This is a genomic window from Streptomyces sp. NPDC048277 (genome assembly GCF_040652235.1).
In the GTDB taxonomy this organism is placed as follows: domain Bacteria; phylum Actinomycetota; class Actinomycetes; order Streptomycetales; family Streptomycetaceae; genus Streptomyces.
Genome location: NZ_JBEZLQ010000008.1, coordinates 142,344 through 168,156 on the forward strand (window position 1 = coordinate 142,344; position 25,813 = coordinate 168,156).

The 25,813-nt window shown below is 71.6% G+C and carries 21 protein-coding genes; 7 read left to right on the forward strand and 14 right to left on the reverse strand.

Going from position 1 to position 25,813, the window contains the following annotated elements; genetic code table 11:
* Positions 1 to 23: 23 nt before the first annotated feature.
* Both AB0D85_RS19465 and glyA read right to left on the reverse strand, forming a co-directional pair.
* Positions 24 to 1,244, reverse strand: coding sequence for a sarcosine oxidase subunit beta family protein (locus tag AB0D85_RS19465; RefSeq protein WP_362321611.1), 1,221 nt, complete (start codon positions 1,242 to 1,244; stop codon positions 24 to 26).
* Positions 1,241 to 2,566, reverse strand: coding sequence for a serine hydroxymethyltransferase (gene glyA / locus AB0D85_RS19470; RefSeq protein ID WP_362321613.1), 1,326 nt, complete (start codon positions 2,564 to 2,566; stop codon positions 1,241 to 1,243). The genes AB0D85_RS19465 and glyA overlap by 4 nt, the downstream gene beginning before the upstream one ends.
* Positions 2,567 to 2,663: 97 nt before the next feature.
* On the opposite strand from glyA, the gene AB0D85_RS19475 reads away from it, so the two are divergent.
* Positions 2,664 to 3,332 (forward strand): GntR family transcriptional regulator, encoded by a 669-nt coding sequence (locus AB0D85_RS19475; protein ID WP_362321615.1) that lies wholly within the window; start codon positions 2,664 to 2,666, stop codon positions 3,330 to 3,332.
* A 45-nt stretch (positions 3,333 to 3,377) separates the two neighbouring features.
* Here the strand turns inward: AB0D85_RS19475 and AB0D85_RS19480 are convergent, their stop codons facing one another.
* The gene (locus tag AB0D85_RS19480; RefSeq protein ID WP_362321617.1) at positions 3,378 to 3,899 is read right to left on the reverse strand and encodes a hypothetical protein; all 522 of its coding nucleotides are present in this window, start codon (positions 3,897 to 3,899) and stop codon (positions 3,378 to 3,380) included.
* A gap of 201 nt (positions 3,900 to 4,100) precedes the next feature.
* On the opposite strand from AB0D85_RS19480, the gene AB0D85_RS19485 reads away from it, so the two are divergent.
* Positions 4,101 to 7,202, forward strand: coding sequence for an AAA family ATPase (locus AB0D85_RS19485; RefSeq protein ID WP_362321619.1), 3,102 nt, complete (start codon positions 4,101 to 4,103; stop codon positions 7,200 to 7,202).
* Positions 7,203 to 7,311: 109 nt separating this feature from the next.
* On the opposite strand, the gene AB0D85_RS19490 is transcribed toward AB0D85_RS19485, so the two are convergent.
* The 5 genes from AB0D85_RS19490 to AB0D85_RS19510 all read right to left on the reverse strand — a co-directional run bounded on the left by AB0D85_RS19490 (position 7,312) and on the right by AB0D85_RS19510 (position 11,361).
* Entirely contained in the window at positions 7,312 to 7,875 is a 564-nt protein-coding gene (locus AB0D85_RS19490; RefSeq protein ID WP_362321621.1) for a hypothetical protein, read from the reverse strand.
* A 15-nt stretch (positions 7,876 to 7,890) separates the two neighbouring features.
* Complete coding sequence (locus AB0D85_RS19495; RefSeq protein ID WP_362321623.1) at positions 7,891 to 8,298, reverse strand: nuclear transport factor 2 family protein; 408 nt, start codon at positions 8,296 to 8,298, stop codon at positions 7,891 to 7,893.
* Positions 8,299 to 8,363: 65 nt separating this feature from the next.
* The gene (locus AB0D85_RS19500; RefSeq protein ID WP_362321625.1) at positions 8,364 to 9,794 is read right to left on the reverse strand and encodes an MFS transporter; all 1,431 of its coding nucleotides are present in this window, start codon (positions 9,792 to 9,794) and stop codon (positions 8,364 to 8,366) included.
* Between the two features lie 49 nt (positions 9,795 to 9,843).
* Positions 9,844 to 10,317 (reverse strand): MarR family transcriptional regulator, encoded by a 474-nt coding sequence (locus AB0D85_RS19505; RefSeq protein WP_362321627.1) that lies wholly within the window; start codon positions 10,315 to 10,317, stop codon positions 9,844 to 9,846.
* Between the two features lie 54 nt (positions 10,318 to 10,371).
* The gene (locus tag AB0D85_RS19510; RefSeq protein ID WP_362321629.1) at positions 10,372 to 11,361 is read right to left on the reverse strand and encodes a MerR family transcriptional regulator; all 990 of its coding nucleotides are present in this window, start codon (positions 11,359 to 11,361) and stop codon (positions 10,372 to 10,374) included.
* A 137-nt stretch (positions 11,362 to 11,498) separates the two neighbouring features.
* On the opposite strand from AB0D85_RS19510, the gene AB0D85_RS19515 reads away from it, so the two are divergent.
* Complete coding sequence (locus AB0D85_RS19515) at positions 11,499 to 12,389, forward strand: NAD(P)-dependent oxidoreductase (protein ID WP_362321631.1); 891 nt, start codon at positions 11,499 to 11,501, stop codon at positions 12,387 to 12,389.
* 83 nt (positions 12,390 to 12,472) lie between these two features.
* Here the strand turns inward: AB0D85_RS19515 and AB0D85_RS19520 are convergent, their stop codons facing one another.
* The 6 genes from AB0D85_RS19520 to AB0D85_RS19545 all read right to left on the reverse strand — a co-directional run bounded on the left by AB0D85_RS19520 (position 12,473) and on the right by AB0D85_RS19545 (position 21,071).
* Entirely contained in the window at positions 12,473 to 13,951 is a 1,479-nt protein-coding gene (locus tag AB0D85_RS19520) for an aldehyde dehydrogenase family protein (protein ID WP_362321633.1), read from the reverse strand.
* A 51-nt stretch (positions 13,952 to 14,002) separates the two neighbouring features.
* On the reverse strand, positions 14,003 to 15,058 hold the full coding sequence (locus AB0D85_RS19525) for an oligopeptide/dipeptide ABC transporter ATP-binding protein (protein WP_362321635.1): 1,056 nt from the start codon (positions 15,056 to 15,058) through the stop codon (positions 14,003 to 14,005).
* Positions 15,051 to 17,063: a dipeptide/oligopeptide/nickel ABC transporter permease/ATP-binding protein gene (locus AB0D85_RS19530; protein ID WP_362321638.1), complete on the reverse strand. Its 2,013-nt coding sequence runs from the start codon at positions 17,061 to 17,063 to the stop codon at positions 15,051 to 15,053. The genes AB0D85_RS19525 and AB0D85_RS19530 overlap by 8 nt, the downstream gene beginning before the upstream one ends.
* Positions 17,060 to 17,998, reverse strand: coding sequence for an ABC transporter permease (locus tag AB0D85_RS19535; protein WP_362321641.1), 939 nt, complete (start codon positions 17,996 to 17,998; stop codon positions 17,060 to 17,062). Before AB0D85_RS19535 ends, AB0D85_RS19530 begins: the two co-directional genes overlap by 4 nt.
* A 64-nt stretch (positions 17,999 to 18,062) precedes the next feature.
* Entirely contained in the window at positions 18,063 to 19,676 is a 1,614-nt protein-coding gene (locus AB0D85_RS19540; RefSeq protein WP_362321643.1) for an ABC transporter substrate-binding protein, read from the reverse strand.
* A 591-nt stretch (positions 19,677 to 20,267) separates the two neighbouring features.
* Positions 20,268 to 21,071: an IclR family transcriptional regulator gene (locus AB0D85_RS19545; RefSeq protein WP_362321645.1), complete on the reverse strand. Its 804-nt coding sequence runs from the start codon at positions 21,069 to 21,071 to the stop codon at positions 20,268 to 20,270.
* 215 nt (positions 21,072 to 21,286) lie between these two features.
* On the opposite strand from AB0D85_RS19545, the gene AB0D85_RS19550 reads away from it, so the two are divergent.
* The 4 genes from AB0D85_RS19550 to AB0D85_RS19565 all read left to right on the forward strand — a co-directional run bounded on the left by AB0D85_RS19550 (position 21,287) and on the right by AB0D85_RS19565 (position 25,636).
* Positions 21,287 to 22,153, forward strand: coding sequence for an alpha/beta hydrolase-fold protein (locus tag AB0D85_RS19550; protein ID WP_362321647.1), 867 nt, complete (start codon positions 21,287 to 21,289; stop codon positions 22,151 to 22,153).
* 368 nt (positions 22,154 to 22,521) lie between these two features.
* Complete coding sequence (locus AB0D85_RS19555; RefSeq protein ID WP_362321649.1) at positions 22,522 to 23,097, forward strand: carboxymuconolactone decarboxylase family protein; 576 nt, start codon at positions 22,522 to 22,524, stop codon at positions 23,095 to 23,097.
* Positions 23,097 to 24,029: an aldo/keto reductase gene (locus AB0D85_RS19560; RefSeq protein ID WP_362321651.1), complete on the forward strand. Its 933-nt coding sequence runs from the start codon at positions 23,097 to 23,099 to the stop codon at positions 24,027 to 24,029. Before AB0D85_RS19555 ends, AB0D85_RS19560 begins: the two co-directional genes overlap by 1 nt.
* Positions 24,026 to 25,636: a DHA2 family efflux MFS transporter permease subunit gene (locus AB0D85_RS19565; protein WP_362321653.1), complete on the forward strand. Its 1,611-nt coding sequence runs from the start codon at positions 24,026 to 24,028 to the stop codon at positions 25,634 to 25,636. The genes AB0D85_RS19560 and AB0D85_RS19565 overlap by 4 nt, the downstream gene beginning before the upstream one ends.
* Positions 25,637 to 25,813 lie beyond the last annotated feature (177 nt).

Genomic DNA, 25,813 nt, shown 5'->3' on the forward strand with positions numbered 1-25,813 from the left:
GTGTCCTTCTTTCAGCGGTCTCGTCAGTGGGCCACGGCTGCCGCGCCATGCTCGTCGATCAACGCGCCCGTCGTGAAGCGTTCGAGCGCGAAGGGGGCGTTCAGCGGGTGCGGTTCGCCGGTCGCGAGGGTGTGCGCGAAGGCCCAGCCGGCCGCCGGGGTGGCCTTGAACCCGCCGGTTCCCCAGCCGCAGTTGACGTACAGGTTCCCGACGGGGGTGGCGCCCATGATCGGCGAGGCGTCCGGGGAGACGTCGACGATGCCGCCCCAGGTCCGCAGGACGTGCGCCCGCGCGAAGATCGGGAACAGCTCGACCGCGGCGGCCATCTGCTGCTCGATCACATGGAAGGAGCCGCGCTGCCCGTAGCCGTTGTACGAGTCGACGCCCGCGCCCATCACCAGCTCGCCCTTGTGCGCCTGGGAGACGTAGACGTGCACGTGGTTCGACATGACCACCGTGGGGTGCACCGGCTCGTGCAGCTCGGAGACGAGCGCCTGGAGCGGGTGGGACTGGATCGGCAGCCGGAAGCCGGCCAGTTCGGCGAGCACGCTGCTGTGCCCGGCGGCCGCGAGCCCGACCCGGCCGGCGAGGATACGGCCCCGGTTGGTCTCGACGCCCACCACCCGGTCGCCGTCCTTGACGAAGCCGGTGACCTCGCAGCCCTGGATCAGGTCCACGCCCAGCTCGTCGGCCCGGCGGGCCAGCGCCCAGGCGACGTGGTCGTGCTTGGCGATCCCGGCCCGCGGCTGGAAGGTGCCGCCGAGGACCGGGTACCGGGTGCGGGACGAGACGTTGACGATGGGGCAGACCTTGGCGACGTCCTCCGGTTCGAGCCACTCGGCGTCGACGCCGTTGAGCTTGTTGGCGTTGACGCGGCGCATGCCCTCGCGGACGTCCTGGAGGGTGTGCGCGAGGTTGAGGACGCCGCGCTGGCTGAACAGGAAGTCGTAGTCCAGCTCCTCCGGGAGCCGCTCCCACAGCTTCAGCGCGTGCTCGTAGATCGCCGCGCTCTCGTCCCACAGGTAGTTGGAACGGATGATCGTGGTGTTGCGGGCCATGTTCCCGCCCGCCAGCCAGCCCTTCTCCAGGACCGCGACATTGGTGACGCCGTGGTTCTTGGCGAGGTAGTAGGCGGTGGCCAGGCCGTGGCCGCCCGCGCCGACGATGACGACGTCGTACGAGGAGCGCGGCTCGGGGTTGCGCCAGAGGAAGTCCGGGTGCTCCGGCAGCGGCTCGGCGGTCATGCCGCGGCTCCGTTCGCGTAGGGCAGGTGGGGGTACAGGGGGAAGGCGGCGGCGAGCTTCTCGACCCGGCCGCGCAGTTCGGCGGCGCGCTCGTCGCCGAGCCGCTCGTCCTTCAGGGCCTGGGCGATGATGTCGGCGACCTCGCGGAACTCCGCCTCGCCGAAGCCGCGGGTGGCCAGGGCCGGGGTGCCGATCCGCAGCCCGGACGACACCATCGGCGGGCGCGGGTCGAAGGGCACCGCGTTGCGGTTGACGGTGATGCCGATGCGGTGCAGCCGGTCCTCGGCCTGCTTCCCGTCGAGCGCGGAGTCGCGCAGGTCGACCAGGACCAGATGGACCTCGGTGCCGCCGGTCAGCACGGTGATACCGGCCTCGGCCACGTCGTCGGCCAGCAGCCGGCCGGCGAGGATCTTCGCGCCCTTGAGCGTGCGCTGCTGGCGGTCCTTGAACTCCTCGCCCGCCGCCACCTTGAAGGCGACCGCCTTCGCCGCGATGACATGCTCCAGCGGGCCGCCCTGCTGGCCCGGGAAGACCGCGGAGTTGATCTTCTTGGCCAGGTCGGCCCGGCTGAGGATCACTCCGCCGCGCGGTCCGCCGAGGGTCTTGTGCGTGGTCGTCGTGACGACGTCGGCGTACGGCACCGGGCTCGGGTGCAGGCCCGCGGCCACCAGTCCGGCGAAGTGCGCCATGTCCACCATCAGGTAGGCGCCCACCGCGTCGGCGATCCGGCGGAAGGCCGCGAAGTCCAGCTGCCTCGGGTAGGCCGACCACCCGGCGACGATCATCTTCGGCCGGTGCGCGAGCGCGAGCTGTTCGACCTCGTCCATGTCGATGCGCATGTCGGACTCGCGCACGTGGTAGGGCACGACGTTGTACAGCTTGCCCGAGTAGTTGAGGCGCATGCCGTGGGTGAGGTGCCCGCCGTGCGCCAGGTCGAGGCCCAGGATCGTGTCGCCGGGCTGGAGCAGCGCGAACATCGCGGCCGCGTTGGCCTGGGCGCCGGAGTGCGGCTGCACGTTCGCGGCCTCGGCGCCGAACAGCTCCTTCACCCGGGCGATGGCCAGCTGCTCGACGACGTCGACGTGTTCGCAGCCGCCGTAGTAACGGCGGCCCGGGTACCCCTCGGCGTACTTGTTGGTCAGCACCGAGCCCTGGGCCTCCATGACGGCGGCGGGGGCGAAGTTCTCCGAGGCGATCATCTCGAGCGTGGACTGCTGGCGGTGCAGCTCGGCGTTCACCGCGGCGGCGACGTCCGGGTCGAGTTCACTGAGCGGGAGGGCGAGGGGGGAGGTGAATGTGCTGAGCGAGGGGTTGGTTGCCATCTGCGCACCATCCTGACAGCCGACTGTTGAGCAATTGATATATCAGACTGTGCGGTAAGGTATGTGAGCTTCGCGGAACAGGTCAAGGGGGCAGTTCATGCATCAGGCGGCGACGGCGCCCCAGGACGGTGAGGAGTTCTCCCTCGCCGAACGCGCCTACCGGGCCATCCGGGACCGGCTCGTCATGCTCGAGATCCGCCCGGGCGCGCCGATCAACGAGGAGCAGCTGGGGCAGTCCCTCGGCGTCGGCCGCACTCCGGTGCGCGAGGCGCTCAAGCGGCTCCAGTACGAGCGCCTGATCACGACCTACCCGCGCCGGGGCACCTTCGCGACCGATGTCAACATCACCGACCTGGCCCATATCTCCGAGGTGCGCCAGGAGCTCGAACCCCTGGCCTGCGCCCAGGCCGCACGGCGCGCTACGGCGGCGGACCGCGCCGCACTGACGGCACTGCGGCGGCAACTGGAGGCCGCGGAGTCCCGTCCGCACGACGCCGTCGAGCTGATGCACCTGGATCTCCGGGTCCACCGCACCATTTACGCCACCACGCACAACCCGTACCTGGAGGACACCCTCGTCCGCTACGACAACCTGGCCACCCGCATCTGGTGCCTGTTCATCGACCGTCTCTCCGACATGGCCGGCCACGTGGGAGAACACGGCCCGCTGATCGAGGCGGTCGTCGCCGGCGACCCGGACCGGGCGGCGCACCTCGCCCGCCGTCACGTCGAGGGCTTCGAGCAGGCCATCCGCGGCGCCATCTGACGGGGTGCGGGGAGACCACGGGCCCCTCCGGAACCCGCCCGGGGCTCAGGAGACGGCGAAGCCCTCGTCCGTCAGGCCGAGTCGGGCCCGTACCCGGGGCCTGTCGGGCTCGCCGACCGGGTTGAGCGGCATCGAGGTCAGGACGTGCAGGGCGCTCGGGGTGTAGAGGGGGCCTTTGCGGGTCGTCACGAAGTCCCGGATCGCGGCGGGATCCGGGGTGTGCCCGGGGGACGGGACGATCGCCGCGTGGATGTCCTCGGCGTCGTCCGGGCGGCGCACGCCGAAGACCATGCACTGCTCCACCGCCGGGTGAGTGAGCAGGAGGACCTCCAGCTCGGCGGGGAAGGCCTGATGGCCCACCGCGAGTTCGATCATCTGCTGGTAGCGGCCGGCGATGTACAGATAGCCGTCCTCGTCCCGGTAACCGGCGTCCCCGGTGCGCAGCCAGCCGTCGTGCAGGACCTCGGCGCTCAGCTCGGGCTGCCACCTGCGCAGGTGACCCGTGAGGCCACGCAGGCCGCGCGCGTGGCAAAAAGGGTCATGAGCGTATCCGGCCCCCGACAGCACGGAACAGTGCTCCGAGGGCAGCCTTCGGGGCACCCCGGTGCGGCATCGCCCCCGGAGCCTGAGTGCCCGGAGTTGTACTGGCAGGCCTCCTGGTCTCCCGGGTAGGGTCCTGACCCGACACTGATGATCAGTAGTGGCACGGCGGCACACCGTCACATTTTCCGGGCGGTCGGCGTCCTGCGCTGCCGTGAGGGGCGTGTGATGACGTTCGGTGAGATATTGCGGGACTTACGCCGGGCCGCGGGTCTGACGCAGGAGGAACTGGCCGAGGCCGCCGGACTGGCGGCCAGGTCGATCAGGGATCTGGAGCGGGGCCATCGGCAGCGGCCGCAGCGGCGCACGGTGGAGCTGCTGGTGTCGGCGCTGGGACTGCCCGACGCCGACGCTGCCGCACTGCTCGCCGCCGGCCGTTCCGGTCGGCCGGACGGTCCTCCCGCCGATGACGGTGTGCCGGAATCAGGTCTGCTCGACCGCCGCGGTCAGCTGGAGGTGCTCGAGCGCGCGGCCGGTGCGGCCCGGGCCGGCCGGGGCGGGGTGGTGCTGGTGCGGGCGAGCGCGGGGATGGGGAAGACCTCCCTGGTGAACGCCTGGGCGGCGGCCGAGCAGTCGCGGGGGATCAGGGTGGTGCGCGGCAGCGGCGGAGAGCTGGAGCAGGACTTCGCCTTCTCGGTACTGCGGCAGCTGACGGAACCGCTGCTGGCCCAAGCCGGTGGCGCCGGGCGGGAGCGGCTGCTGTCGGGCCCGGCGGAGCCGGCGTCGCACGCGCTGCGGGTGCCTGGAGCGGGCGAGGTCGGAGGGCTGTCGCCCGAGGCGTCACCCGGCCTGCTGCACAGCCTGTACTGGCTGATGGTGCATGTCACGGACGACGGGCCGGTCGCCCTCGTGGTCGACGACGCGCACTGGGCGGACGGCCCGTCCGTACGGTGGCTGGAGTACCTGACGCGGCGTCTGAGCGGTCTGCCGTTGCTGCTGGTGCTGACGGCACGGCCGGACAGCGGGACCCAGGCCGAGCCGTTGCTGGAGCGGATCGCCGCCCAGCCGGACTGCCTGCCGGTCGTGCTGCCCGCACTGGGCGCCGACAGCGTGGCCCGGCTGGTGCGGACGAGTCTGGGCCAGGACGCGGAACCGCGGTTCGCCGCCGCCTGCGCCGAGTCGGCCCAGGGCAACCCCCTGCTGCTGCGCGAGTTACTCCGGACCCTTGCCGACAACGCTGTCAGACCCGCCGACGACCAGGCTCATCTGGTCGAGGAGTTCCGCGGCCGGATCCTGGCGGACACCGTGGTGAAGCGGCTGACGGACGAGCCGGAGCCGACCCGGCGTCTGGTCGAGGCCCTGACGGTGCTGGGCGACGGGGCCGACTGGCATCTCGCCGCCGAACTGGCGGAGTTGGGCGAGGCGCAGGCCCGGGAGCACGGCCGCCGGCTGCAGCGGATCGGCATCCTGGCACCCGGTGAGGCGGCGCGTTTCGATCATCCCCTGGTCCGCACCGCGATCGCCGAGACCGTCGTCGGACCGGTGGAACTGGCCGCCGGACACGCACGGGCGGCCGAACTGCTGCGACGCGAGGGGGCGGCCGACCATCTGGTGGCCGCCCACCTGATGCTGGCCGAACCGAACGGCGAGGCCTGGCGGGTCGACGTCCTGCGGCAGGCGGCGCGGGCCACACGCGGCCGAGGCGCCCCGGAGATCACCGCGACCTATCTGCGCCGGGCCCTGCGCGAGCCGATGTCCGGCAAGGAACGCGGGCCGCTGCTGCTGGAGTTGGGCGAGGACGAGTTACAGCTCGATGTCGGCGCCGCGCGGCATCATCTGACACAGGCCTCGGCCATGCTGACGGACCCGTACTCGCGCGCCCAGGCGGCCTACCAGCTCGCCAACGCGCTGTTCCTCGGGCATGAGCACGCGGACGCCGTCGAGGTGCTCGCCCGCGCGGTGGAGGACCTGCGGCAGGCCGAGGACGGCTCCGGGATGGCCCGTGAGGTGTCCTGGTTCCTGCAGGCCCAGATGCTCCTGATCGGTTACGACCAGATGTCCACCCTCCCCGTGGCCCGCCAACTCGCCGGGCGGCTGTGGGAACAGAAGCTGGCCGGCGACACCCCGGGCGAGTGCGCGGTCCTGGCCGCGCTCGCCGCCTCGGCCGTCGCCGGGGACGCCGGCGCCGAGGTCACCAACAGCCTCCTCGACCGGGCCCTGCGCGGCGGGTTGGCGGCCATGGACCAGTCGCAGCTGCTCGTGAGCCTGGCCGGAATGGCCTACATGACCACCGACCGGCTCGACGACGCGGCCGCGCGGTTCGACCAGATCGCCGACATCGGTGCGCGGTGGGGCGTGTTCCTCATGGTGTCGACGGCGATGATCTGGCAGCTCAGGGTCCACGCGCGCCGGGGCCGACAGCTGGCGCTCACCGAGGACTTCGGACATCCCGGCGCCATGACCGGCGAGGGCCTGGAGCACCGGGCACGGCTGGCGCTGATGGTCCAGGTGGGCGAGTCGATGATCGAGCGGTGCGACCTGGCCTCGGCGACCCGGGTGCTGGTGCCGGACGCCGACACCGAGCGGGCCGGCTGGCTGTGGCAGGGGCAGCTGGTCGTCGCCCGCAGCCGGCTGTATGCCGCGCGGGACAATCCGGCCGCCGCCCTCACGGCCCTTCTGGAGTACGGCGCACAGGAAAAGCGGGCGCGGGTCGCGAACCTGACCGGGGCGCCCTGGCGGTCGCAGGCCGCGCGGCTGCACCTGGCCCTCGGACAGCGCACCGACGCGCTCCAACTGGCCACCGAGGAAATGGAGTTGGCCCACCGCTGGGGCACCGGGCGAGTGATCGGCCTGGCGTCGTGCTGCTTGGGAGTCGTCACGGGCGGCCCCGAGGGGGAGGCCCTGCTGCGCGAGGCCGTCGAGGTGCTGGAGCGGTCTCCGGCCCGCCTGGAACTGGCCCGGGCCCAGTACGAGTTGGGTGCCGCTCTGGCCCGCGGGGGAGAGGCCGACGAGGGCCGCCGGGTGCTCACCCAGGCCCTGGACCTCGCCGAGACCTGCGGCAGTCTCCTCCTGGCCGGCCGGGTACGACGGGCACTGGCCGAGCTGGGGGTGCGCCCGAAAGCCGCGCCGGCGGTGGCTCCGAGTCTGTCGCCGACCGAACACCGGGTGGTGGAGCTGCTCGGTGCCGGTCACAGTGACCGCCAGATCGCCCAGGCCCTGCTGCTGACCCCGCAGGACGTGACCGGCCTGGTGGAGCGAGTGGGCAGGAAGCTGGGGGTCGCCGACAGGGCGGAACTGGTGCGGTCGGCCGGAGCCGACCAGGCCCGGTAGATGTCGCAGGGCCCGGACCTCCAGGTGCGAAAGGTCCGAGCCCTGCCGTGGCTTGCGGGCGCGGCCCCCCGGTGCGGCTCCCCTGCCGCACCTGCGCCGACAAGCCGGTTCAGTCGGCTATCGAGACCGTGCTCCAGCTCTGGTCCGCCCTGGTCGGCTGGCCGGCGTCGGTGATGGTGACGAACTTGCCGACGCTGTCAAAAGCGTTCGCGTTGAAGCTCTGGTCGTCGTGGAAGAGCAGTGGAAGGCCGATGAGGCCGCTCCCGTCCGGGTGCCCCCAAGCCCACTGCTCGTAGCTGTTCTGCGGGTCGTACGGCATCACGGCGACGGTCTCGAAGTTGTACGGCGATCCGCTGTCCTTGATGCCCAGGACCGTTCCCGATTTGGGGTTGTACATGACCAAGTCGCTGTCGGGCCCGCTCTGCTCCCACACACAGAGGGGGTCAATGGTGAGGGTGAGCGGCTTGACGGTCGCGATACCGCTGTCCGGGTCGGCGCACAGCACCATGTGCTGGCCGGCGTTCGCGACCAGGAAGTCGCTGGACAGGCTGGGCGGCACCGGGTTCACCGCGGCGTGCGCGGTGGGCGCGGCGACGAGGAAGGCCGCGCTCAGGGCGGCCACCGGGTAACGGAGCACCCGGGCGGAGCGGGAGACGGCACGTAAGCGTGACACGCGGAACTCCTTCACTCAGCTCTTCGGGGTCAGTGCGTAGCGGACGGTCTGGGTCTGGATGAGCCCGTCGCGGAAGACGAAGGTGTCCACGCCGTGCTGCGCCCGGCTGGTGTCGGAGTCGGCGGACCACTCGAGGAAGAGGACATCGCCTTCGAAGGTCTGGATCGTCAGGTCCCACTTGGCGTGGGGGAGGTCGGCGAACAGCTGGGCGAAGCCCTCGCGGACGCCGTCCCGGCCGTGCCGGACGCCGGACGGGGTGATGAAGGCCGCGTCGGGGGCGTAGTTCGCGACGATCCCGTCGAGATCCTCGGCGAGGAGCGCCTTGCCGTGGCTCTGGAAGATCTCCTGTGGGGTTCGGGAGCTGAGGTCGTTCACGGGCGGCACCTTCCTGTACTCGATGGCGAGGAGTGGCTGCTTGACCATGTACAGCAGATCATCGAGACGGGCAGGGACACCAGGAAGAACTACGGGACGGACTACCGGAAGATCTACCGGAAGAAACCGGCAGGGCGCGGGGACAGCGAGCGATCGGTGACCGTCAGGACGATCAGGGCGGCGCTGATGCCGACCATGATCCAGGCGATCAGATGGAGGCCGTGGTCGGTGACGTGCGTGTGGAACACGATGCCGGTGACGGCCGAGGAGGCGATGGAGCCCAGGTAGGCGAAGGTGCGCAGCAGACCCGAGGCGCTGCCGAGCTGGTCAGGGGGAGCCTGGGCGTAGAGGGCGGTCTGGTTGCCGGCTGAAGCGGCTCCCATCGAGATGCCGAACACCACGGTGACGGCGACGAACAGGCCGATCCAGGCCGACGACGTCAACAGCAGAACGCCCGCCGACCCCGCCGTGCACATCAGCGCGGCGGCGATCAGCGGTCCGCGTACGAGATTGCGTCGCGACACCGGCGAGATGACCACCGCGGACACCAGGGTCATGGGCAGCAGGAGCAGCCCGGACTCGCTCCCGGACAGGCCGCGTACGGCCTCGGCCCATTGCGTGAGCCCGTAGAGCACGATGTAGACGCACAGCATGGCCAGGCCGAAACGCAGATAGGTCCGGGTCAGAGCCCGGTCGGCCGCGAGCAGGCGCACGTCGAGGAACGGGGTGGCGGCACGCGACTCCCAGAACGCGACTGCCGCTCCCGCCGCCACCGCGATGCCCAGCAGGTACCAGTGCGCGACGGGCAGGTCGTAGAGGAACAGCAGCAGTGCGGTCATCGTCGCGCCGAAACCGAGGATGCCGGTCACGTCGAGGGCGGACGCGACGCCCCGCAGGCTGTGGTCGCGGCCGACGGGGCGGTCACGGGGGATCCAGGCCAGGGTCGCGAACAGGGCGACCAGTGCGACCGGCACGTTGACGAAGAACACCGATCGCCAGGTCAGGGCACCGACCAGGACGCCGCCGACGGGCAGTCCCAGCGACGCCGTGGCGGTACCGGCCAGCTGCAGTGCGCCGAGGACGTTGCCGGGTGGTTCGTCGAGGCCGGCGTCATGGGCCCGGCCGCGGATCAGCAGCATCGCCGTCGGATAGGCGCAGGAGGTGCCGAGACCGATCAGGACCCTGCTGACGAGCAGGGTGATCAGGTCCTGCGCGAGGCCGCCCACCGTGCCGCCCACGGCCACCAGCGCGATACCGGCGAGGAAGACCCGTCGCGGACCGAACACCTGGGCCGCCTTGCCGGCCGTGGGCTGGGCGACGGCGCTGGCCACGTACAGTCCGGTCACCAGGGCCGCGGTCTGCCCGACCCGGACGTGCAGCCCGGCGGCGATCGGCACGAGCGCGGTGGCGATCAGCGAGCTGTTGATCGGGTTCAGCGCGGAGCCGAGCAACAACGGCACGGTGAACCGCCAGGGGAAGGGACGCGAGGCACCGCCCTCTTCGCTCCGGGCGCCTGCGGCGACGGCGTTCTCCGGCTCGGGCATGGCGCGCCCTCCGCTTCTCGGGGTGGGACTCGACGATCACGGTCACCGGTCAGAACAGGTCGGCCAGCCGTTCGATCAGCGGCGCCGCGGCATCGAGAGTCGCGATCTCCTCGGCCGTGAAGGACGCCGCCATCGCCGCGGCCATCGTCTCGGCGACGGTGCCGCGCTCGGAACTCAGCACGGCCCGGCCGGCCTCGGTGACCGTCAGCAGCCGGCGACGACCGTCGGAGGGATCAGCGGTACGGGCCACCAGCCCACGGTCCTCCAGAACCGCGACGGTGGCGCCCATCGCCTGGGGAGTGATCTGCTCACGCCTGGCCAGTTCCGCCGTGGTGACCGGACCCAGCCGTTCGAGCCGCGAGAGGGCCGTCAGCTGCGGGCCCGTCAGATCTCCCTCGCTCAGCGCTTCGTGACTGCGCCGGCGGAACGCGCCGATGCTGATCCGCAACCGCGTGGCGACCCCGATCAGCGCGGGGTTCGGCTCAAGGGTTCCGGCACGGTCGTCCGGCGCTCGCGAAGTCATATGGGAAGCCGCACCGTCTCCGATTCCGCAGATTGATCACGCTCAATATGTTCATCACGCGCCCCGGCGCAGGGCGGCGGCCATCCACTCGCGGGTTGCCGCCGCCCGGTCCGGGTCCGGCTGGGGCGTACCGTTGATCGTCGCCACCAGGGAGTGGTACCTGGTCAGCGACTTCAGGCCGGTCGACTGGGCCTGCCACTGCGCGGCCCTGCCGTCCCGGTCGAACTCGACGATGCTGCGCCGGGACTTGTCGACGTCGTGCGCCTCCCCGGTCAGGGCGGTGGCCAACTCGGCCGAGTCGGCGGCCACCCGCTCGGCGATGTCCCGGGCCCGCGGCGAATCCGCGGGCACGCCGGCCTGCTGGCAGGCCTGTGCCTCCAGGCGAAGCTGCCGATGCCTCTCGATGCGGGCCATCATCTCCGGTGAAGCGATCAGCTTGCCCCGCTCGGTGCCGAAGGCCCGGTGGAAGAAGTCCCGCAGTTCCGTGCGGAAGCCGTCGTCCTGCACGATCTCGGCGAGTTCGATCCAGGCCTCCAACTGCTCGGTGGACGGCTCCTCGGGCAGGTGTGGCCGCCGGCTGCGCAGCCCTTCCACATAGCTGGGATGGACGTCCAGGCCGTCGGTCACGAAGTCCCAGAACCGGTGGATGAGCCGGTCACGGTCGTCGTCGGACATCGACACGAGCTTGTGCATCAGACTCACCTGTTCTGTCGTGGTGTGTTGCCGCACGATGGTCCGCAGCACGGCACGGCGCGCCCGGAACTGCCGCAACTGGTCCTCGACCAGCCGCAGATGCGCGGCGGCCAGGTCGTGCAGGGTGGTCTCCGCGGCCAGCATCCGGCGGATGTCGTCCAGGCCGGCACCCAGGTCGCGCAGGGTGCGCACGAGTTCGAGCCGGGCGATGGCGTGCACGTCGTACCGCCGGAAGCCGCCCTCGGTGAGACCGGTGGGGGCGACGACGCCCTCGTCGGCGTAGAACCTGATCGCACTCACGCTCAGACCCGTGCGGCGGGCGACGTCCCCGATGGAGTAGAGCTCGTTCATGCCCGCCACTATGGGATCTCGAGCGACTTGAGAGTCAAGAGGGTCGGTGCCCTAGGATTCCCGCAGTGATCCTTTGAGTGATCCCGGGTGCGGCGGAGAGAGACGACGGAGGCAACGACTGCCATGGCGGTGATTCTGTGCCCTCGCGCGTAGCCGTCGTCGGCGTCGGCCGTATGGGAACACCCCTGTGCGGACGCTTCGTTGCGGCGGGCCACACGGTCACCGCCTTCGATCTGCGTCCCGAACGGGAAGAGGCGGTGCGCGCGTTGGGCGCCGACTGGGCGCCGTCCGTCACCACGGCCGCCGCCGGGGCGGACGTACTGGTCACCGTGGTTCCCGGGCCCCGCGAGGCCGAGGCGGCGCTGCCGGACGCCGTGTTCGCCGCCCTGGCCGCCGGGGCGGTGTGGATGGACATGACGAGCAACGCCCCCGCAGTCGCGGAGGTGTTGCGGGAACGAGCGGCTGCGCACGGCGTCGACGTCCTCGAAGCACCCCTCGGCGGCGGCCCGGACGATGCCGAACAGGGGCGCGTCAGGCTGTTCGTGGGCGGCTCTCCCGAAGTCCTCGGCCGGTGCAGGCCGCTGCTGGAGGCCGTGACGACACCGGACCGGATCAGCCACATGGGCGGCCCGGGAACCGGCTACACGACGAAACTCCTCATCAACCTGCTCTGGTTCGGGCAGGCCGCGGCGACTGCCGAGGCCCTGCTGCTGGGGCGCCGAGCGGGCATCGACCTCGCCGTCCTGCGCGACACACTGGCCGGCAGCGCGGCCGGGAGCGACTTCATCCGCAGGGACCTGTCGGCCCTGTTCGCCGGGGACTACCTCCCCTCCTACGGACTCGACCGCATCCACGACCAGCTCGAGATCATCACGGGCGAGGCCCGCGACCTCGGCACCCCGCACGAGTTGGCCGACACGGTGCTCAGCCTCCACCGGCGGGCCCTGGAACGCTTCGGCCCCGTGGACGGCGAACTCCTCGCCGTAGCCCTCCTGGAGGAAGCCGCCGGCACCTTGCTGCGCCCTTGACCGGCTGCGAGTCAGGGCCTGACGGACCCGATCCTGTGGCGTAACTGCGCCTCTCCCAAACGGCGTTTCTCAACCGGTGTTACTCAACCGGCGTTGATGACCACGCACTTCACCTGGGTCCAGTCCTCCAGGTAGTCGGGGCCCATGGAGCGGCCGAACCCGCTGTGCCGGTAGCCGCCGAAGGGGGCACCGATGGCTCCGGCCGGCCCGCCGTCGCCGAGGGTGTTGACGGCGATCTGGCCGGCCTGGACCCGGCGGGCCAGACGTATGGCGCGCCCGACGTCCTGGGTCCAGACGGTGGCGGTGAGGCCGTAGCGGGTGCCGTTGGCGATCGCCACGGCCTCCTCCTCGTCCTCGTAGGTGAGGACCGACAGCACCGGGCCGAAGATCTCCTCCTGCGCGATGCGCATCTCGGGGCGCACCTTGTCGAAGAGAGTCGGTTCGACGAAGTAGCCGTCGGCGTACGGCTCTCCGGTGAGCTTGCCGCCCCCCACGACCACCTCGGCGCCCTCCTCCCGGCCGATGGCCAGGTAGTCCAGCACCCGCTTCTCCTGGCGGGCGTTGATGAGCGGCCCCATGTCGACGGGCTGGTTCCACAGGCCGACCCGTACGGCGCGGAAGGCGTCCGCGACCTCGGAGACGAGGCGGTCGTGGAGGGAGGGGTGCACCAGGACGCGGGAGCCGGCGGCGCAGACCTGGCCGCTGTTCATGACGATGCTGCGCACGATCGCGGGTACGGCCTTGGCCAGGTCGGCGTCGGGCAGCACGATCTGCGGGGACTTGCCGCCGAGTTCGAGCTGGAGCGGGATCAGGTTGCGGGCGCAGGCCTCCATCACGGCGGTGCCGGTGGCCGGGGAGCCGGTGAAGCTCATCTTGCGGACGCCTGGGTGGGCGGGCAGGGCGGCGCCCGCCTCCGTGCCGTACCCGGTGACGACGTTGAGGACACCGGGCGGCAGACCGGCTTCCTGGGCCAGCCGTGCCAGGTACAGGGCGGTCAGCGGCGCGTCCTCGGCCGGCTTGAGGACGACGGTGTTGCCCGCGGCGATCGGGGCGGCGGTGTTGAACACGGTCATCGGGCCGGGCGCGTTCCACGGGATGATCGCGCCGACCACGCCGTACGGCTCGCGCAGGGTCAGGCCCAGGACATCGGGGGAGCGGGTCGGCAGGGTGTCCCCGAAGACCTTGTCGGCCTTCCCGGCGAGATAGGTGAGCCGGGCCGCGATGGGGGAGGGGCCGACGGGGTGGCCGACCTCCATCGCCTCCAGCCGGTTGATGTCGTCGTCGTGCTCGCGCACCAACTCGGCCCAGCGGTAGAGGAGTTCGCCGCGGGCTGCGGGGCTGGTGTCGCGCCAGCCGGGCAGGGCCCGCTCGGCTGCCCGTACGGCGTCGTCGATGTCCTCGGCGGTGCCGCGCGGGACCCGGGCGAGCAGGGCGCCCGTGGCCGGGTCGACGACGTCCAGTACGGCTTGGGAGCGGGCGGGGACCCACTCGCCGGCGATGAGGTGGGCGGCCTCGGGCAGGAGCGCGGCGAGGTCGAAGGAGGCAGGTGCGGTGGTGGTCATCCGGTTCCTTGTGAGGGAGGGGTGTCGGGAGCGACCGGGCCTGGCGGGCGGTCAGGCGGATCGCTGAAGGGGGAGGGCCGTGCCGGCCCCGATCTCGTCGCGGCGGTGGCAGGCGACGGCGACCCCGTCGTGCTCCACGAGTTCGGGCCGGTCGGACCGGCAGGTCTCCTGCGCGAACGGGCAGCGGGGAGCGAAGGCACAGCCCGTAACGGCCCGCCCGGCAGCCGTGGATGCAGTGGTGGCTGTGGTGGCTGTGGTGGCCGTGGTCGCCAGGCGTCGCTCGGCCTGACGGCGCCGCTGGGCGATCGGGTCGGGAACCGGGGCCGCGGCCAGCAGGGCCCGGGTGTAGGGGTGCGAGGGGCGGTCGGCGACCAGCGCCGCGGGGCCGCGTTCGACGACCCGGCCGGCGTACAGGACGACGATGGTGTCGCTCAGATGGCGCACCACGGCCAGGTCGTGGGAGATGAACAGATAGCTCAGGCCCCGGGTGTGCTTGAGGCGGGACAGCAGGTTGAGCACCTGGGCCTGCACGGACAGGTCGAGGGCGCTGACCGCCTCGTCGCAGACGACGAAGTCCGGTTCCATGACCAACGCCCGTGCGATGGCGATGCGTTGGCGTTGTCCGCCGGAGAAGGCGGCCGGGTAGCGGTGGGCGGCGCCGGGCGGCAGGCCGACGTCGTCCAGGGCGCGCAGGACACGCTCTCGGATCTCCTCCGCGGGCAGGCCCAGGTTGTAGCGCAGGGACTCGGCGAGGGTGTCGCCGACCGTGTGGGCGGGGTTCATGGAGCCGTACGGGTCCTGGAAGACCACCTGCATGCGGCGAGCCAGCATCCGGCGGTCCGTGCGGGTGCTGTGCGTGATGTCGGCGCCGTCGAACTCGATGCCGCCGCCGGTCGCCGGCACCAGTCCCAGCACCGCGGAGCCGATGGTCGACTTGCCGGAGCCGGACTCGCCGACCAGGCCGACGGTCTCGCCCCGGCCCATGGTCAGGTCGACGCCGCGTACGGCGTGGACGTCGCCGCCCCGCAGCCGGGAGCGGCGGTAGGTCACGTCGAGTCCGCGTACCCGGAGGAGGTCGGTGGCCGCGTGCGCGGTCCGTTCAGTCATGTGCTCCTCCTCCGATCAGTTCGAGCGGGCGGATGCACCGTGTCGACCGCTCCAGTTCGGTCAGATGGGAGATCACCACGGGTTTCTCCTTGCAGGCGTCGGTCACCCGCGGGCAGCGGTTCTGGAAGTGGCAGCCGACGGGCCACTGCGTCGGGGGCGGCACCGCGCCCTCGACGGCGGGCAGCGGCTGTCCCGGCAGGGCGTGGTGGGGGTCGGACCCCAGCAGTCCGGCCGTGTAGGGGTGGGCGGGTGTGGTCACCAGCGCGGTGACCTCGGCCTCTTCGACGACTTCGCCGGCGTACATCACCACGGCCCGGTCGCACAGGTCGGCCAGCACACCCCAGTCGTGGGTGATGAGGACGACGGCGGTACCGCCCGCCTGGAGTTCGCGCAGCAGGTCGAGGATTTCCGCCTGCACGGTCACGTCGAGCGCCGTGGTCGGCTCGTCGGCGATCACCAGGGCCGGATCGCCCGCCAACGCCGCGGCGATGCCGACCCGTTGGGCCATGCCGCCCGACAACTGGTGCGGGTAGCTGCCCGCGACGCGCGCCGGGTCGGGCAGCCGTACCTTCTCGAAGAGCTCCAGCGCGCGCTGCCGGGCCTGCTTGCGGGAGCAGCCGGTGTGCACCCGTACGGCCTCGGCGACCTGGGCGCCGGCGGTGAAGGAAGGGTCGAGGGCGGCGACGGGGTCCTGGGAGATCCATCCGATACGACGCCCCCGCACCCTGCGCAGTGCCGCCGCGTCCGCCCGGGCCAGGTCGTCGCCCTCGAAGCGGATGGTGCCAGAGGTGATCTCACCGCCGGCGGGCAGCATGCCGAGGAGCGAGGTGGCCGTGACGGTCTTGCCGCAGCCGGTCTCGCCGACGATGCCGAGCACGTCACCGGCGTGCAGGTCGAACGACACGTCACGGACGACCTCGGTGGGCGTGCCCTCGATGCGCAGGGACACCGTCAGACCGCGCACCGACAGCAGTGCGTCGGGGTCGGGCTCCTCGATCACCCGCGCTGTGTCCGGGACTTCGGACCGCACCGGCTCGGGCGCGGCTCCCCGCGGCCGGCCCAGGCGGCGGGAGGGCGGCTTGTCGGCCGGGGGCGCGTACCGCTCGGCGAGAGTGTCGCGCACGCCGTCGCCGAGCAGACCGAGCGCCAGGACAAAGCTGATGATCATGAAGCCGGAGGGGACCAGGAGCCAGGGGTCGGTGCCGATGTTCTTGGACGCCTCGGCGATCATGCTGCCCCAGCTGGCCTGCGTGGTGCCGAGGCCGAGGAAGCCGAGGCCGGTCTCCAGGAGGACGGCGTACGCGCCGAACACCGAGGCCTGGACGAGGACGACGCCGGTGACGCGGGGCAGGACATGCCGGCGGATGATGACCCGGTCGCGGATACCGCCCGCCACCGCCGCCCGGACGTAGAGCTCCTCCTTCACCCCGAGGGTGGCCGAGCGGACCACACGGGCGAGCAGGGGGGCACCGAGCAGCCCGTTGGCGGCCATGGCCGCGCTCTCGTCGCCGGTGAAGACCGAGAGGACCACCAGCAGGACGATGATGACGGGTACCGCGGAGACGAGGTCGGCGCCCTTGAGGACGAGCCGGTCGAACCAGCCGCCCCGATAGCCGGCGATCATCCCGGCGGGGACACCGAGGGGCAGATACACCGCCAGGGTGATCAGCACACCGAGGAGGGTGATCTGCCCGCCGTGCATGAGACGGCTGAGCACGTCGCGGCCGAGCTCGCCGGTACCCAGCCAGTGGGCGCCACTGGGACCTTGGAGCGCGGCGGTCAGGTCCTGCTCTTCGGGGCCGTACGGAGCCAGCGCGCCCGCGAGCACGGTGACCAGGACGACGAGGAGGAGGTAGCCGGCGGAGACTGCCGCGGCGGGCTTGCGCAGCAACCGGGCGGTGAAGCCGTGTTGCCGGGCGGTGAAGCCGTGCCGGAGGGCGCCTCGCCGCGGGCCTTCCCACTCGCTGTCGGCCGGCGCCCTGCGCGCGGTCGCCGGGGCCTTCATGTCCGCACCTTCGGGTTGAGCATCGCGTACACCACTTCGATCAGCAGGTTGATCAGCATGACGGTGACCGTGAAGACCAGGGCGACGCCCTGGACCATGGGGATGTCCTGCGTCTGCGCGGCGGTGACGGCCAGGCCGCCCAACCCCGGCATGACGAACAGGGTTTCGGCGAGCACGGTCCCGCCGAACAGCGTCACCACGACCACGCCCAGGACGGTGACGATCGGTGCCGCCGCGTTGCGCAGCACATGCCGGAGGACCACCGACCGTTCCGGGATGCCCCGGGCGCGCAGGACCCGGACGTAGTCCCGGCTCAGCTGGGTCAGCACGCCGTCGCGGGTCTGCTTGGCCACGGGCGCGGTGGCGGGCACCCCGAGGGTGAGGACCGGCAGCACGAGCGACTCGAACCACTGCACCGGGGATGCGGTGAACGGCACGTATCCCGAGACGGGGAAGACCGGCAGCTGCACGGCGAACGCGGTCATCAGCACCAGTCCGAACCAGAAGTTCGGCACCGCGAGGCCGACGAGGGCGACGCCGTCCACGGCCCGCCCCAGCAGGCCGCCCTTGAGCGCGCTGAGGACACCGAGGGCGACTCCGGCGACGGCCGCGACCAGGATGGCGCCGCCGATCAGCGACAGGGTGACGCCGAGCCGGGAGGTGAGCTGGTCGCTCACCGGTACTCCGGAGGTGATGGAGTCGCCCAGGCCGCCGTGCAGGGCGGCGGTCAGCCAGTCCCAGTAGCGGACCGCCAGCGGATGGTCCAGGCCCAGCTGGGCGTCGAGTGCCTTGACCTGGGCGGGACTTGCGTTCGCGCCGAGGATGGTGCGGCCGGGATCGCCGGGGACCAGACTGGTCAGGACGAACGTCAGGACGGTGACACCGAACACCACGGGAACCGCGCCGACGAGCCAGCGGAAGAGAATCCTGTGCATCTCACCTCGCTCCTTTCTCGGGCCGGGCGGCCCCCGATGTCAGGTGGGGGGCCGCCCGGAGCGCCTACTTGGTGGCGTAGAAGGCCAGCGGACTGGCGAAGGGCGCGCCCGCGCTGACCTCGACCCCGCCGATGCCGGGTCGGACGTAGTAGTTGACGGGGGTGAAGGCGACCGGCGCGTACCAGGCGTTCTCCACCAGGTACTCCTGCATCTGCTGGTCGAGCTTGGCGCGCTGGGCGGGCTCGGCGGCGGCCGCCTTGCCGAACAGGTCGGTCAGCTCGGGCGAGGTGCTGCCGAAGCCGTTGAAGACCTTGGAGCCGGGCATGAACAGGTCCAGGCCCTCCAGGTACATCGGTTCCTCGGTGAAACCGCCGGAGACGGCCGGGTACTGGTGGTTGGTCTGGTTCTCCACGAACGAGGTGATGCTGGAGACCGCGGTGACCTTCACCTTGATGCCGACCTTCGACAACTGGCCGGCGACCGCCTCGGCCATCGTGTCGAACCCGACGAACGTCGCGGCGAGCACCGGGAGTTCGAAGCCGTCCGGGTAACCGGCGGCCTTGAGCAGTTGCTTCGCCTTCGCGGGGTCGTAGGGGTAGCGGTCCGCGAGGCCGTCCGAGTAGCCGTCGCCGCCCTTGACGACGGTCTGCACGGTCGGCGTGCCGCTGGAGCCGAGCAGCGCCTTGGTGACGGCGTCGCGGTCGATGGCGTAGTTGATCGCCTGTCGTACCCGGACGTCACCGAGCGGCTTGGACACCTCGCCCGCGCGGTCGATCAGGCTCAGTCCCTGCAGGATCACCGGGAGCCCGACGGTCGACATGCCGGCGGACTTCGCCGAGGAGGCCGAGGTGTAGTCGCCCTTGTAGACGTCGATCTGGCCGGTCTTCATGGCGTTGACCGCGGTCTGGCCGTTCTGCACGATCCTGATCACGATCTTCTTGTAGTGCTGCTTGGACTTGTCGTAGTAGTCCGGGTTGGCCGTGTAGGTGTAGTGGTCGCCGGCCACGCTGTCGGAGGGCTGGTAGATGTACGGCCCCGCGCCCTGACTGGTCCCGGTCGGGGTCAGGTCCGACGCCGACGCCAGGCCCTTGGGGCTGATGATCTGGCCGATCCCGTAGGACTGGGTCAGCAGGGTGGGCAGGATCGGGTTGGGCTTCGCGAGCTTGACCGTCAGGGTCAGCGGGCCGGTGGCGGTGATGGTCGCGTCGGTGAGGTAGTGGGCCTGGTTGCCCTGGGCCTTCTTCGCGTACTCCAGCGAGGCCCTGACCGCGTCGGCGGTCACGGCCGTGCCGTCGGCGAACCTCACCCCCGGGCGCAAGGTGACAGACAGTTCGGTGTTCCCTGTGCCGACGTATTTCCAGGACTTCGCCAGCGCCGGTTCCACCGTGCCCTGGGGGGAGAGGTAGAACAGTGACTCGTACGACAGCATCGTGAAGTCGACGAACCCGAGGTCGAGGCTGCCCGGGTCGAGCGTGGGCGGGGCCTGCTGCTCGGCGACGGTCAGGGTGCCACCGGGCACTGCCTTGCCGGTGCCCTGGGCGCCGGTGGCCGTGTTCCTGCTCCCGCCGCAGGCGGTCAGGGCGAGGGAGAGCGCGGCACAGACGGCGACGAGGCCGCTGCGGGTGGTCCGGCGTGTTCTCGGGGTGAGCCTGCGGGAGGTGGAGTCGAGGCGGTGCATGTCTTCTCCTTGCGCCACGGGAGGTCCGCTTCGGCGGCGGGGCCGGAAGGGCGGGCAGCTCGGTGTGATGGGGAACAACTGCGTGTGCCGGGCGCGGACGCGGGGGTCGCGGGGCCCGGGTGGCACCCGGAACGGGTCCACCTGCGCGTGTTCACGGGGAGGGTGCGAGCCGGCCGGCGGAGGACCGGCAGGTGCGGAGGGCCGGGGACGTCGCTGGGGACCGCCGTGCGACGACGGCCGGTGACAGGCCGTACGAGACCGACGGTTCAGGGATGAGCGGCGACGAACCGGAGGTGCTCCCGCTGCTCGCGAGGATCAGGCTCGGGTGACGAGGTGGTGCGGGTCCACCGGGGGCTGGCCGGTGGACCGGGGCCTGGACGTCTTCCTGCCGCGGCGCGGACGGGACGCGATCGGCCCAGTGGTGCAACCCTGCTGAAACAAGGCCCTGCTGTCCAGCATCCGTGCAAGGGGAATCGGGCGACGGACGCGCAAGATATGCGTGCGGATCATGACATGGCGCACGGATCGGACCTCGTTGCAGCGGTGGGCGTCAGGGACACGCCCACCTGAACGGGGTGGTCGGCGTGGGACTCAGCCCAGCAGGCCGTGCAGCGCCTCCGCCGTGGTGCGCACGGCGTCGGTCCAGCCCACGAGGGCCTCCCGCGTCTCCAGGAAGGCGATCGTCGAGACGTTGACCGCGCCGATGACCGCGCCCTTGGCGTCGCGGACCGGTACGGCGAGGCAGCGCACACCGGGTTCGTTCTCCTCGTCGTCCAGGGCGAAACCCCGCTCGCGCACCCCGGCGAGTTCCGCGCGCAGTTCGGCGAGGCCGGTGAGGGAGTTGTCCGTGCGGGGCGGCAGCCCCAGCCTGCTCACCAGCGCGGTGAGTTCCTCCTCCGCCAGACCGGCCAGCACGCACTTGCCGATCGCGGTCGTGTGCAGCGGCAGCTGCATGCCCACCCGCGACGAGTCCTGCACGGCGTTCGGTCCGGCCACCTTGACCAGCAGGGTCACCGCGTCGCCCGTCCGTACGCCCATGTGCACGGTGTGGCCGATACGCCGGCCCAGCACCTCCAGCTCGGCCCGCATCACCTGGTCCTCCTCGCAGCCCTGGGTGATCCGGGCCGCGAGCGCGCGCACCCGTGGGCCGGGGCCGTAGCCACCGGAGCCGTCCGAGGCCAGGAAACCGTTCGCCACCAGGTTGTTCATGATGCGGTGGGCGCTGGCCTTGGGCACCCCGGCGGCCGCGGCGATCTCGCCGAGCCGGTGCGGATAGCCGGGCGCCGACGCGGCCTCCAGCAGGTTGAGCGCCTTGTCGGTGGCGTTGCCGGCGAGGGAACTGCGCCCCCCGCGACCGCCCGGCTGTGAGTCCTCGGACGTTTCGATCCCGGCCATTGACAGGCTCCCGTCGCACGGTTTCACTGATGAGCGTTCCGCAAGAGAATACATCGTTTCACGTAATGGAACGGCCTTATTGGGACGGCCTTATTGGGACGGCCTTATTGGGACGGCCTTACTGGAACGGTCGGGTTGGTGGGTCGGAGGGCTGCCGCACCTGCCTCGGAGGACCCGGGAACCGCACCACAACCAACCCCGAGAGGACAAGCACGGTGCCAGAGAAGGTTCACACGGTACGCACGACGCCCGAGCAGATGGCGGAGATCGAGCAGCAGTGGATCGACGAGGTCCAGGAGGACCAGGAGCTCACCACCTTCGGTCTCTACCCCCAGCCCTCGCGCGGCGGCGCGGACGCCCAGGGCAGCTACCAGCTCTATCTCCCTCCGCACTACGAGACCGAACCCGAACGGCGGTTCCCCGTCATCTACTGGCTGCACGGCGGGTTCGGCAACGCCCGTCAGGGCGCGGACATGGTCGCGCGGATCGACAAGGCGGTCCGGGGCGGGGTCATCCCGCCCACCATCGTCGTCGTACCGCAGATCCTGCCGATCGGCTGGTACGTCGACTCCAAGGACGGCGCCCGCCCGCTCGCCCAGATCACCGCCTTCGACCTGGTCCACCACATGGACACCACGTACCGCACGATCCCCGAGGCACAGGCCCGTACGGTCGAGGGCTTCTCCATGGGCGGCTTCGGCGCCCTGCACCTCGGCCTGAAGTACCCGAAGACCTTCGGCAAGGTCTCGGCGGTCGCCCCCGCGATCCTGCGCGACCTCAAGGACGAGCCCGAGGACCGGGTCAACAACACCTACTTCGGCGACCAGGAGTACTACGACCTCTGCCACCCCTTCAGCCTGGTCCTCGCGAACGCCCCCGAACTGCGCCGCACCAGCCGGGTCCGGCTGCTCTCCGGCCGCCTCGACACCCGCCTCGCCCCCACCATCCGCGACCTGGACACCCGCTTCACCGAACTCGACGTCCCGCACGACTTCTTCGAGTTCCCCGACGCCGACCACGAGTATCCCGACATCATGGACGGCTACGGAGACAAGTACTACGCGTGGTGGCGCACCGCCTGACGCACCCTCCCCCTGTCTCCTCCTCTGTCTCCAGCGGGTTGAGCATCCCGTCCGCGACGCTCCCCGCATCCGAGTCGGCACACCGTCCCCTATTCCATTTGGACGCAGGCAGGCCACCGCCCCGGCCCACCGGCGCGGCCGCCCGTGCCCGGGGCGCCTCCCCAGTCAACCGTCCCGACCGGCGAGGCCGCACGCCCGTCGCGGATGCTCGTCGCGTACGGCCGTCGCGCACGCCCGTCGCGTACGGCCGGTGGTCACGGACGGCCTGCCCCGGGCGCCGGTGTCCCGCCGGCGGACTCCCACCGTCGGCTCCCGCGGGCGCGGACATCGACTCGGTGACCCGTCTCCCCCTGAAAGGCAGCGCGACCATGCGACTGACCCCGTTGACCAGTCTGACCCCCGAACAGACCGAACTCCTCGCCGCCATCGTGGGCCCCGGGGTGGAACCGCCGCCGCCCTTCCTGGCATGGGCGCACAACATGGAACTCGCCCCCTGGGTCGAGCACCTGGGCCGCTACTGCCGCAACGAGTCCCGCTTCCCGCAGCGACTGCGCGAGTTGAGCGTGCTGATCGCGGCCCGCCACTTCGACAGCCAGGCCGCCTGGAACGCCCACATCCAGCAGGCCGTCGAGGAAGGCGTCCCGTCCGAGTGCCTGGACCGCCTCGCCCGCGGCGAGGACCCCGGTTTCAAGGCGGAGGACGAGCGGGTCTTCCACGCCTTCGCCCATGAGATGCTCTACGACCACTTCGTCACGGACGGCACCTATGCCGAGGCGGTCGGGCTGTTCGGCGAGGACGGTGTGCTGGACCTGATCGGCTGCATCGGCAGTTTCAGCATGTCCGCGATGATGCTCAACACCTTCCGCATCCCGCTCCGGCCGCACCTGCCCCGGCCCTTCGCCGACGTCGACGGATTCCGGCGGGTCCCCGGGAGCGAAGCCTGATGCCGCGCTCCCCGCTGCAGTTGCTGGACGGGCTCCTCGACGCGGACGGCATGGCGGCCGCCGCACACCGGTTCGTCCTCGGCGGCCCGTTCGGCGCGGAACCCGCCGAGACCACCGCCGAGCGGCTCGCCCACTTCGCCGACGCCGGCGGCCTCCTCGTCGAGACCTCGCACAGCTACGCCGGCGGCCGGGCCGAGGCGGCGGTCGGCCGCTGGCTGCGCCGGAATCCCGGCGTACTCGGCGTGACCACCAAGGTCGGCCACGACCCGACCGGCGGAGACATCCCGCTGAGCCGGGACACCGTCTTCGCGCATGTGCGGTCCGCGCTGGAGAACCTCGGCGTCGAGGCCGTCGACGTCCTCCTCTACCACTGCGACGACCCCGCCCGGTCCGTCGCCGAACTCGCGGACACCCTCGTGAGCCTGACGGAGGCCGGACACGTCCGCCGGGTCGGCGTCTCCAACTGGCGGGCCGAGCGGCTGTCGGAACTCGCCGCCCGGCTCGGCGAGCGGGGCCACACACCCGTCGCCAGCTACCAGTTCAGCCTCGCCGAACCCGACCCGACGCTCCTGGCAGGCAGCCTGCACGCCGACAGCGCCGTACTCGACGTCGTGCGCCGGCACCGACTGCCCCTGCTCGGCTGGTCCTCGCAGGCCCGTGGCTACTTCGCGCGCAGCGGACCGAAGGAACCCGGCGACAGGCCGGATCCGTACGACACCGAGGACAACCGCGCCCGGCGGCTGCGCTGCCGGGAACTCGCCGAGCGACTCGGCTCCCGGCCCGAGACCGTGGCCCTGGCCTGGACGCTCCACCATCCCGGCGTGTGGCCGTCCATCGGCCCGAGGAACACCGCGCAGATCGACAACTCCCTCCGGGCCCGCCGCCTCACCCTGACCGAGGAGCAGGTCCACTGGCTCCGGGACGGCCGATGAGCCCGGAGTACCCGGAGTACCCGGAGCGCCCGGAGCACCCGATGAGCCCGGAGCACCCGATGAGCCCGGAGCACCCGATGAGCCCGGAGCGCCCGACCGGCGCCGGGCTGCTCACCCCGCGACCCGGTCACCGTGTCTCCGCGAAGGCCGCCGTCTGCGGGGTGTTCGTCGCCGCGAACTTCATGGCGATCATGGACACCACCATCGTCAACGTGGCCCTCCCGGCCATCGGCCGCGACTTCGGCGTGGACACCTCGGGCCTGAGCTCCGTCAACGTCGGCTACCTCGTGGCCCTCGCGGTCTTCATCCCCGTCTCCGGCTGGCTCGGCAACCGCTTCGGCACGCGGCGCACGGCACTGACCGCCCTGCTGCTGTTCACCGTGGCCTCGGCGCTGTGCGCCACCTCCGGTTCACTCGAAGCGCTCACCGGGTACCGCGTCCTGCAAGGCATCGGCGGCGGACTGCTCGCCCCCGTCGGCATGACGATGATGCTGCGGGCGTTTCCCGTGGCCGAGCGGCTGCGCGCACAGCAGTACGTCATGCTGCCGACCGCGATCGCCCCCGCCCTGGGACCCGTCCTGGGCGGCTGGCTCGTGGACACCGCCTCCTGGCACTGGGTGTTCCTCGTCAACCTGCCCGTCGGCCTGCTCGCCCTGCTCTTCGGACTCGGGGTCCTGCCCGACTTCCCCGGTCCGGGCGCTCCTCGCTTCGACGTGCCGGGCTTTCTGCTCGCGGGCGGCGGACTCGCGGCGTTCCTGTACGCCCTCACCACGGCCCCGGACCGGGGCTGGGGAGGCGGCGGAGTCCTCGTCCCGCTGGCCGCCGGCATCCTCCTCCTGGCCGCGCTGGTCCCGTGGGAGCTGCGTGCCAGGCATCCCATGATCGACCTGCGGGTGGCCCAGGACCAGCTGTTCCGCACGACCCAGCTGGTCCTGCTGCCCACCGGGGCCGCCTTCATGGGCGTGCTCTACCTGTTCCCCCAGTTCCTGCAGACCGTGCGGGGGTACGACGCCCTCCACTCGGGCCTGGCCACCTTCCCGGAGGCGCTCGGCATGCTGACGGCGTCCCAACTCGTGCCCCGGCTCCACGACCGGGTCGGCCCCCGCCGCCTGATGGTCGCGGGCGGCACCGGAGCCGCGCTGGTCATCGTCGGTCTGGCGATCCTCACGCTCGCCCCGCGGCCGCTTGCCCTGTACCCGTCGACGTACCTGCTCGGCGCCTCCGTCGGCCTGCTCTTCGCGAGTGCCCAGAACGCCGCCTTCGTCACGATCCCGCCCTCCCGCACCGCGGACGCCACCACGCTCCTGAACATGCAGCGGCAGACCGCCGGCGCCTTCGGAGTGGCCCTGGCCGGCACACTGGCGGCATCCCTCGCCCCAGGGTCCGGCACCGACGGCGGCTTCGCCTACCGCGTCGCCTTTTTCACGCTGGCCCCGCTGTGCCTCTGCGCCGGTCTCCTCGCACGCCGCGTCAGCGACCGGCGTGTCCGGGAGGCGTACGCCGCCGCCGACCCGTCTCCCGCCCCCGGCGGCTCACAGGGCCCACTGCCTGGGGGTGGGGCGGTGAGTGTGGGCGGGGGTGGTTACGGTGCGGGCTATGTCTGGTGATCTTCAGGGCGACGGCGCGCGGGGGAAGTCTGCCGCTGTGGGCGGGTTGTTGACGGATCCTGCGTGGTTGGTGAATGCCGACTCGCGGGAGGTATTCGCGGTGCTGGATGGTGCGGTGGGCCGCGAGGAGGTGTTGGCGGCTGCGGTGTACCGGGCGTCGGCGCATCTGCACCGGGA